The sequence below is a fragment of the Sphingopyxis sp. JAI128 genome, from assembly GCF_014207235.1.
Classification (GTDB): domain Bacteria; phylum Pseudomonadota; class Alphaproteobacteria; order Sphingomonadales; family Sphingomonadaceae; genus Sphingopyxis.
In genome coordinates this window covers 117021-127018 of record NZ_JACHDA010000010.1, presented here as the reverse complement: position 1 = coordinate 127018, position 9998 = coordinate 117021, and the positions used below count along the sequence as shown (strand labels likewise).

Genomic DNA, 9998 nt, shown 5'->3' with positions numbered 1-9998 from the left:
ACGATCTGGTCAATGTCGGCGGCAACCTGACGCTCGACGGCGTGGTCAACGTCACGCAGACGCCGGGGGGCAGCTTCGGTCCCGGCATCTACCGCGTCATCAACTATGGCGGTGCGTTGACAAACAACGGTCTGACGATCGGCACCATCCCGTCGGGCACCGATTTCTATGTGCAGACCTCGGTCGCCAATCAGGTCAACCTGATCAACACCAACGGCCTCGCGCTGCGCTTCTGGGATGGCGCGGCGGGTGGACGCAACGATGGCGTCATCACCGGCGGGGACGGCGTGTGGCAGAATGCGACTGGCAACGACAATTGGACCCTCGACGACGCGACGATCAACGCGCCCTTCCTCGACAGCGCCTTCGCGATTTTCGGCGCAGCGAGCGGGACGGTGACGATCGACCACGGCCTGGGCGCAGTGCGCGCGTCCGGCATGCAGTTCACGACCGACGGTTACACCATCACCGGCGATGGGCTTGACCTTGTGGGGCCGCAGTCGGTGATCCGCGTCGGCGACGGCACGGCGGCCGCGCTCGGCATGACGGCGACGATCAACGCGGCGCTCACCGGCGCAAGCCAGCTCGTCAAGACCGATCTAGGCACGTTGGTTCTGACCGGCCTCAACACTTATACCGGCGGCACGGCGGTGAACAGCGGCACGCTGCAAATTTCGAGCGACGCCAACCTTGGCGACGCGGCGGGCGGGCTGACGCTGGGCAGCGGGACGCTGCATAGCAGGATGGACCTGACTTCGAACCGCGGGGTCGATCTGACGGCGGCGGGGACGTTGCTGACCGATGCAGGCACGGTGCTGACCCTAGCTGGCGCGATGTCCGGCATTGGCGGGTTCACCAAGGCCGGGGACGGCGCCCTCGTCCTGACGGGCGCGAACGATTATGCCGGTGACGTGGCAGTCAATGGCGGCAGCCTGTTCGTGAACGGCGATCAGTCGGGGGCGACCGGCCTCACCAGCATTGCGTCGGGTGCGTTGCTGGGCGGATCGGGCGTCATCGGTGGCAATGTCGTGCTGGCGGACGGCGCGACGCTGGCGGCGGGCACCAACGATGTTGGCACGCTCACAATAAACGGCAATCTCGCGCTGAGCGCTGGCTCAGTGCTCGATTATGAGTTCGGCCAGGCGAATGTCGCGGGTGGCGCGCTCAACGATCTCGTCAACGTCGGCGGCGACCTGACGCTCGACGGAACGATCAACGTCTCGGCGCCCGCGGGCGGCAGCTTCGGCCCCGGCATTTACCGCGCTTTCAACTATGGCGGCACGCTGACCGACAATGGACTGACGTTCGGCACGATGCCGGCGGGCAGCATGGTGTCGGTGCAGACTGCGATCGCGGGGCAGGTCAACCTCGTCAATACCGCGGGGCTGAGCCTGAGCTTCTGGGATGGCAATGCCGGTCCCAAGAATAATGGCGCGGTAAACGGCGGCGACGGGGTGTGGCGTGTCGGCGGAGGCTCAAACAACTGGACCGACCTTAATGGCTCGGTCAACGCGGACTATGCGCAGGACAGCTTCGCGATCTTTTCGGCTGCGCCTGGGACGGTGACGGTCGACAATAGCGGCGGCAATGTCCTGGCTTCGGGGATGCAGTTTGCGAGCGACGGCTATGTCGTGACCGGAGACGCGCTGACGCTGACCGGCGCGCAGGCGATTGTTCAGGTCGGCGACAGCAGCGTCGCGGGTGCGGGTTATACCGCGACGATCGGCGCCGAGCTGACGGGCACGGCGGGGCTGGTCAAGACCGATGCGGGTACGCTCGTGCTGACCGGCACGAACAGCTATTCGGGCGGCACGGCGGTGACTGGCGGGACGCTGCGGGTTTCGAGCGACGCCAACCTGGGCGATGCGGCGGGGGGTCTGCGGCTCGACGGCGGCACGCTGAACACGACGGCCGATATGGGATCGAACCGCGCGGTCGATCTGGCGGGCGCGGGCCGCGTCCTGACCGATGGCGGCACGGCGCTGACGTTGAATGGCGCGATCACGGGCGGCGGGGCGCTGACCAAGGACGGCGCTGGCGCGCTCGTGCTGGCGGCCGACAACGCCTATGCCGGCGGTACTACGATTGCGGCCGGTACGCTCCAGCTCGGCAATGGCGGGACGAGCGGCAGCATCACGGGCAATGTCGCCAACGACGGCATTCTTCTATTCAATCGCTCGGACAGCCTAACCTTTGCGGGCGCGATCAGCGGTAGCGGCGCGCTCAGCCAGATCGGCAGCGGCACGACCATCCTGACCGCCGACAACAGCTATGGCGGCGGCACGACGATCGGCGCTGGCGTGCTCCAGCTCGGCAATGGCGGGACGAGCGGCGGTATTACGGGCAATGTCGTCAACAACGCGGCGCTGTCGTTCAACCGCGCCGATACGCTGGCCTTTACGGGCCTGATTTCGGGTAGCGGCACGCTGACCCAGGCGGGCAGCGGCACCACCATCCTGACCGGCGCGAACGGCTATGCCGGTGCGACGAACGTGAGCGCGGGCACGCTGCTGATCAACGGCGACCAGAGCGCCGCCACCGGCGCGACCAGTGTCGCCGCAGGCGCGACGCTGGGCGGCACGGGTATCATCGGCGGCAACGTGGCTATAGCCGACGGCGCCACGCTGGCGCCAGGCGCTGGCGCGGCGGGGGCGCTGAGGATCAACGGCAGCCTGGCCCTGTCCGGCGGTTCATCGCTCGCTTATGACTTCGGCCTCGCCAACGCGCCGGGCAGCCCGCTCAACGATGTCGTCCATGTCGGCGGCGATCTAACCCTCGACGGCACGATCAATGTCGCGGTGACCCCGGGCGGCGCGTTCGATATCGGCCTGTATCGCGTCATCAACTATGGCGGTACGCTTACCGACAACGGCCTTGCGATCGGCACCATGCCGGCGGGTTCGGGCGTTTTCGTCCAGACCGCGGTCGCGAACCAGATCAATTTGATCAACACTGGCGGCGTGACGCTGAGCTTCTGGGACGGCGCGGCGGGGCCGAAGTTCAATGGCGCGGTCAATGGCGGCAACGGCGTGTGGCAGAGCAGCGGCGGCAACGATAATTGGGCCGACGCGACCGGCGCGGTCAATGCGGGCTATGACGATGGCGCCTTCGCGATCTTCACCGGCGCGCCGGGAACGGTCACGATCGACAATGGCCTCGGCGCGGTCAGCGCATCGGGAATGCAGTTCGCGGTCGATGGCTATAGCATCGGCGGCGGCGACCTTACCCTGACGGGCACGCAATCGCTGATCCGCGTCGGCGACGGCACGGCGGAGGGCGCGGGCTATACCGCGACGATCGCCAGCACGATCACCGGCGGCAGCCAATTGGTGAAGACCGATGCGGGCACGCTCGTGCTGACCGGCACGAACAGCTATTCGGGCGGCACCACGGTCACTGGCGGGACGCTGCGGGTTTCGAGCGACGCCAACCTTGGCGACGTCGCAGGCGGGCTGAGCCTCAATGGCGGCACATTCCATACAAGCGCCAGCTTCGGCTCGGCGCGCGCGGTCGATCTGGCGGGCGCGGGGACGATCCTGACCGATGGCGGAACGACCCTCAGCCTGACCGGCGCAGTCTCGGGCACAGGCGCGCTGACCAAGAGCGGCGCGGGCACGCTCGCGCTGGACGGCACCGGCAGCTACGCTGGCGGCACGGCGGTCACGGCGGGCACCTTGCTCGTCAACGGCAATTATACGGGTGCGGCGGGCGTAACCAGCGTCGCTTCGGGCGCGAGCCTGGGCGGCACCGGCATGATCGGCGGCGACGTGACGCTCGCCTCCGACGCGACGCTGACGCCGGGCGCGGGTGGCGCGGGTACGCTGACCATCGGCGGCCATCTGTCGCTTGCGAGCGGCTCGCGGCTTGCGTGGGAGTTCGGCGAGGCGAACGTCGCGGGCGGCGCGCTCAACGATCTGGTGAATGTCGGCGGCAATCTGATCCTCGACGGCACGATTGACGTAACCGTACCAACCGGCGGTTCCTTCGATGTCGGCGTCTACCGCATGTTCAACTATGGCGGCACGCTGACCGACAACGGGCTGACGCTCGGCGCGATGCCGGGCGGCACTGTCACCGTGCAGACCTCGATCGCTGGCCAGGTAAATCTGGTCAACGCGGCGGGGCTTACGCTCAACTTCTGGGACGGCGCGGCGGGACCGAAGAATAATGGCGTCATCAATGGCGGCAGCGGAATCTGGCAGAACAGCACGGGCAACGACAACTGGACCGATGCCAATGGTGCGGTGAACGCCGCCTATACCGACGGCGCCTTCGCGGTGTTCGGCGGCACCGGCGGTACAGTAACGGTCGACAACGGTCTCGGCCAGGTGAGCGCGGCGGGCATGCAGTTCGCCGCGACTGGCTACACTATCACTGGCGGCGGCATTGCCCTCACGGGTCCGCAGTCGACCATCCGGGTCGGCGACGGCAGCACCGGTGGCGCCGGCTTCACAGCGACGATCAACGCGGCGCTGTCTGGCGACACCGAGCTGGTCAAGACCGACGCCGGAACACTCGTTCTTGGCGGCACCAACAATTATACCGGCGGCACCCGAATCACCGGCGGCACCGTGCAGATCGCGAGCGACGCCAACCTCGGCGCCGCATCGGGTGCGGTCACGCTCGACGGCGGCACGCTCGCAACCAGCGCCATCCTCGCCAGCACGCGCGGCATCGTGATGGCGGGCGCGGGCACGATTGCGACCGCCGACGGCACGACCTTCACTTATGGCGGCACTTTCTCCGGCACCGGCGCGCTGACCAAAGCGGGCGCGGGCACCTTGCTCGTCACCAGCGACAATGCGGGCTTTGGCGGCACGACCAATGTGGCGGCGGGGACGCTGGCTATCACCGGCAGGCTTGGCGGCGCGATGACCATCGCCAGCGCCGGACGCCTCGAAGGCACCGGATCAGTCGGCAATCTCACCAACAGCGGCACCGTCGCGCCAGGCCGCGACGGGTTCGGTGTGCTGACGGTGGGCGGCAGCTATACGGGTTCGGGCGGCACCCTCGATATCGAAGCCGCGCTCGGCGGCGACGCCTCGCAGACCGATCGCCTCGTCGTGACGAACGGCACGTCGGGCACCACCTCGATCAGCGTCACGAACCGCGGCGGCCTCGGCGCGCAGACGGTGGAGGGCATCAAGATCATCGATGTGACCGGCGGAACCTCCGCGGGCACCTTCACGCTCAATGGCGACTATAATTTCGAGGATAGTCCGGCAGTGATCGCCGGGGCCTTCGGTTACCGGCTGTTACAAGGGGGCGTCGCGACTCCCGCCGATGGCGACTGGTATCTGCGCTCCGCGCTGCTCGATGCGCCGAATGAGCCCCAGGGGCCGCTCTTCCAGCCCGGTGTGCCGCTCTACGAAAGCTATGCGGCCACGCTCCAGACCCTCAACCGTCTGCCGACGCTGCAGCAGCGGGTCGGCAATCGTCAATGGTCCGGCTTCACGCAGGGCGGCGTCGGCATGTGGGGGCGCATGGAAAGCACCCGCCACCGTCCCGAAGCCGCCTTCTCGACCAGCGGCACCGATCTCGACATCGACAATTGGTCGCTCCAGGCGGGGCTCGACAAGGCGCTGGTCGACAATGCCGAGGACACGATTATCGTAGGCATCAACGGCCGCTATGGCACCGCGGACGCGCGCGTGCGCTCGCGTTTCGGCGATGGTTCGATCGATGCAAGCGGCTATGGTGTCGGCGCGACGCTGACCTGGTACGAAAGCACCGGCTTCTATGCTGACGCGCAGGCGCAAGTGACGTGGTTCCGCAGCGATCTCAAGTCGGATGTGCTCGGTACGCTCGCGGACAATAATCACGGCTCGGGCGGGACGTTCAGTCTCGAGGTCGGCAAGCGCTCGCCCGTGGGCGGGGGCCTCAGCATCACGCCGCAGATCCAGATGATCTATTCGCATGTGCGGTTCGACAGCTTCGTCGATCCCCATGACGCGAAAGTTTCGTCCGACCGGACCGGCAGCCTCAAGACCCGCTGGGGCATCTCGCTCGACCACCAGAAGAGCTGGGACGGCAGCGGCGGCACCCGGCGCAGCCATCTTTATGGCATCGTCAATCTCAGCCATGAATGGCTCGACGGCAGCATCGTCGGCGTCTCCGGCACGCCGCTCGCGCGCCGTGACGAACGCCTGTGGGGCGAGATCGGCCTCGGCGGCAGCTACAGCTGGAACGACGACCGCTTTACCCTGTTCGCGGAGATTTCCGCGGACACCGCGATCGACGACTTCGGCGACAGCAACAGCCTGCGCGGCAATGCGGGATTCAGGATGAAATTCTGACGCCGGAACGCTCCGCTGCGGCACCTACCCCCGCCGCGGCGGAGCATTTAATGCCGAGAGTATCCAATAAGGTCTGATCGCGCTATCGCCGTTCCGGTGCGTGGAGAAAGGGGAAAGCCGTGCGGCCGATATATTTCATCTCGGGCCTGCCCAGGTCGGGTTCGACATTGCTCGCCGCTTTGTTACGGCAGAACCCGCGATTTCACGCGCATATGAGCAGCCCCGTCGCCGGCATGATCGATGCCATGCTGGGTGAGATGAGCGATCGCAACGAAATGGCCACCTTCATTACCGATGAACAGCGCCGGCGCGTGTTGCGGGGTCTTTTCGCGGGTTATTATGGCGCGGATTTCACAGGGGACGCCATTTTCGACACCAGCCGTACATGGTGTGCCAAATTGCCCGTGCTGAATGAGCTCTATCCGGACTTCAAGGTCATCGCCTGCGTGCGCCATCTGTCCTGGATCATCGACAGCCTCGAGAGGGCGATCCAGAAAAGCGCACTCCGTCCATCCTTCATGTTCAATTTCCAGACCGGGAGCACCGTCTATCACCGGGCGGATGGGTTCGCCATGGGCGACGGCCTGTTGGGCTATTCTTACAATGCGTTGAAAAGCGCCTTTTTTGGCGAACATGCCGGTCATTTGATGCTGCTGCAGTATGAAACATTGGCGCGCGATCCTGCCAAAGCGATGGCGGCGGTCTATGATTTCATCGGGGAAGCGCCGTTCCGGCATGATTTCAACGACGTGCATCTCGATACCGAAGCTTTCGACGCCCGCACGGGGATGCCCGGCCTCCACGCGGTCCGAGATAAGGTGGCGATGCACGAGCGCAGCACGATATTGCCGCCGGACATTTTCCGCCGCTTCGAAAATGATGCCTTCTGGCTCAACCCGCAAGCCAATGTCCATGGCGTTCGGGTCGTGTGATTGTCCAGGATTGCGCGATGCTGAGAATGGGTGATTCCAATAGTTGCGTTGGATCGAATACCTGGCAAGGACGTGAACTAGAAAATTGAATGAAAAAGGCGCGATGGTGAGCCGCTGGAGAAGCAAGACGAGTCTTTGTTTCCGAATTCCCGCATTGGGTCACCAGACGTCCAATGTCGGCCTTGCCGTTACGGAAAAGACGAATAGAGTTCGCTTTGGGCCACAGATCGGGATATCGGGCGAGGGTCGATATTCTCCATAACCGGAGGCAATCCGGACATCGCTGCGCGTGGTTCTTCGCTTGATTGAACCTGCGCTCAGATTGTGGAGGGGCGATGAACAGCGACGATATTCCGGATCGGGAGAATGGGCGCATCCCCGAAGTAGACATTCGGGAAGTGCATGAACGACGCGGATCGAGCCGCTACCGGGCGATTCGTCGTATCGCCCGCGTGACGCGCAATGACGACGATGGCTTGTGGCTCGTTCGCAATATTTCGGATGATGGACTGCAACTCGCCGCAAATGTGTCCGTGACCGTCGGCGAAGCGGTCGCGATCGCGCTCTCGGAAACGATCAGCGTTCATGGCAGGATTGTGTGGGCACAGGGTGGACGCTGCGGGGTTATATTTGACGGTAAGATCGATGCCGCAGCGACCCTGAAAGCCCTCGCATCGGAACAGCGGGCAGAAGGGTATCGTGCGCTGCGCCTTCCTATAGAGGCGGAAGCTATAATGATCCTGCGCGATGGCTCGCACCCCATCGATCTCGTCGATATTTCGCAGCAGGGTGCGGGTTACGTCTGTGACGCGCTCCTCAAAGCCGGACACGAAATCGACCTTGTCCTGCCGGGAGGAGAGCAGCGCAGGCGCGCACTGATTCGCTGGTCGCGCGGCAAGCGCGGCGGTCTGTGGTTCACCCAGCCGCTTGATCGCATGGTTCTGGAAAGCATTGCTCGGTTTGGCGATGTCGCGGGGGTGCGAACAGAGGGAAGCGACGATGCGGGAGCTTTTGCGTCCAGCACGGGCGCAGGACTAACGGGCCTTGGGTAGGACATGGATCAAGGCAGCTGGGCTGTCGCTTCGCGAAAACAACTCCGATCGTGCATCGCACAGTTCGCCTCTTTTTTGCCGCGGCCCGTTCGCACGCGGCGATGGTTTCGAGTTGTCGCGTCGCATCTCGCTGGCGGCGACGACCGCGCCTCTGCTCCTCGTCGGGACGCGCGCCCGCATAAAATGAAAGCCCGCTTCCCACGACCGCATCTGCATGCTGCTCGGCCGGATATCCCCCGCTACCCTCCACGCTTCCCGATGGGCATCCTCGACTTCGCTAACGACAATCCGCAACCCGACGCCGGCCGGGTTATAACATCGGTGGCCTCGGCTTCGCGGGTATGACGAATATTGGGGATGTCTGCTTCCGCGCCAGCGGCTGTTCGGAAACCCGCAAACGATAACGTCCCGCTCAAGCCGCCTTGCCGTGGAGCGTGTCCATGCTCACCGCGCTGCCGGCGTCGATCTCGGCCGCCTTCGCTTCGACGAGTTTCACGATATGCGCGATCATGTCGGCGTCCTCGACATGGTGGTCGGTAACGCCCGACAGATAGACCATATGCTTGCCGTTGCCGCCGCCGGTGATGCCGATGTCGGTTTCGCGCGCCTCGCCGGGGCCGTTGACGACGCAGCCGAGGACGGAGAGCGACATCGGAGTCTTGATATGCTGGAGCGCATCCTCGAGCGCCTGCACCGTGCGGATCACGTCGAAGCCCTGCCGCGCGCAGCTCGGGCAGGAGACGACGCGGACGCCGCGGGTTCTGAGACCCAGCGATTTCAATATTTCATAGCCGACGCGCACTTCCTCTTCGGGTTCTGCCGACAGGCTGACGCGGATCGTGTCGCCGATGCCGGCCCAGAGGAGGTTGCCGATGCCGAGCGCCGACTTGACCGTGCCGCCGATCAGCCCACCCGCCTCGGTGATCCCGAGGTGCAGCGGGCAATCGACCGCATCGGCAAGCTGCGCATAGGCGGCGACCGCGAGGAATACGTCGCTCGCCTTCACCGCGACCTTATAGTCGTGGAAGTCATGGTCCTGGAGCAGCTTGATATGGTCGAGCGCGCTTTCGACGAGCGCCTCGGGACAGGGCTCGCCATATTTTTCGAGCAGATCCTTTTCGAGCGACCCCGCGTTGACGCCGATGCGGATTGCGCAGCCGTTCGCCTTGGCGGCGCGGACGACCTCGCCGACGCGTTCCGACGAGCCGATGTTGCCAGGGTTGATGCGCAGGCAGGCGGCGCCTGCGTCGGCGGCTTCGAGGGCGCGTTTATAGTGGAAATGGATGTCGGCGATGATCGGAATGCGCGCAGCGCGCACGATCTTGCCGAGCGCGGCGGTCGAATCCGTGTCGGGGCACGAGACGCGGATCAGGTCGGCGCCCGCCTCCTCGCAGCGGCGGATCTGGTCGATCGTCGCCACCGGATCGCTGGTCGGCGTGTTGGTCATCGTCTGGACGGTGATCGGCGCGCCGCCGCCGACGGGGACGTCGCCGACCATGATCTGGCGGCAGTTCCGCCGTGAAATGTCGCGCCAGGGGCGCAGGCCGGGATTATGGTCGCTCATAAGGGGGCTCAGCAAAGGGGACAGGCGACGCTCTTTAGCCGCCCGGACGCGGCTTGGCAAAGCGAAGCGCGCGGCGGGCTTGTTGTTGCGTCAAAGACACAGTTTGATACCGATCCGTAACTTTCGGGCAATTTTCATTTGTGCCTGTCGGCAT

General features: G+C 65.1%; 4 protein-coding genes. 3 read left to right on the top strand and 1 reads right to left on the bottom strand.

The features are described 5' to 3' along the window. The 3 genes from HDC35_RS19255 to HDC35_RS19245 all read left to right on the top strand — a co-directional run. Positions 1 to 6296, top strand: a 6296-nt coding sequence (locus HDC35_RS19255) for an autotransporter outer membrane beta-barrel domain-containing protein (RefSeq protein WP_184649009.1), incomplete at its 5' end; no start/stop codon positions are given. Between the two features lie 119 nt (positions 6297 to 6415). Further along, positions 6416 to 7228 (top strand): sulfotransferase, encoded by an 813-nt coding sequence (locus HDC35_RS19250; RefSeq protein WP_184649008.1) that lies wholly within the window; start codon positions 6416 to 6418, stop codon positions 7226 to 7228. Positions 7229 to 7563: 335 nt separating this feature from the next. Then, positions 7564 to 8280, top strand: coding sequence for a PilZ domain-containing protein (locus HDC35_RS19245; RefSeq protein ID WP_184649007.1), 717 nt, complete (start codon positions 7564 to 7566; stop codon positions 8278 to 8280). Positions 8281 to 8692: 412 nt separating this feature from the next. Here HDC35_RS19245 and ispG read toward each other — a convergent pair whose 3' ends face one another. Next, positions 8693 to 9844: a flavodoxin-dependent (E)-4-hydroxy-3-methylbut-2-enyl-diphosphate synthase gene (gene ispG, locus HDC35_RS19240; RefSeq protein ID WP_184649006.1), complete on the bottom strand. Its 1152-nt coding sequence runs from the start codon at positions 9842 to 9844 to the stop codon at positions 8693 to 8695. Positions 9845 to 9998 lie beyond the last annotated feature (154 nt).

Excerpts from the sequence above, each read along its gene's own strand:
- HDC35_RS19245 (WP_184649007.1), top strand. The coding sequence starts at position 7,564 with ATGAACAGCGACGATATTCCGGATCGGGAGAATGGGCGCATCCCCGAA.
- ispG (WP_184649006.1), bottom strand. The coding sequence starts at position 9,844 with ATGAGCGACCATAATCCCGGCCTGCGCCCCTGGCGCGACATTTCACGG.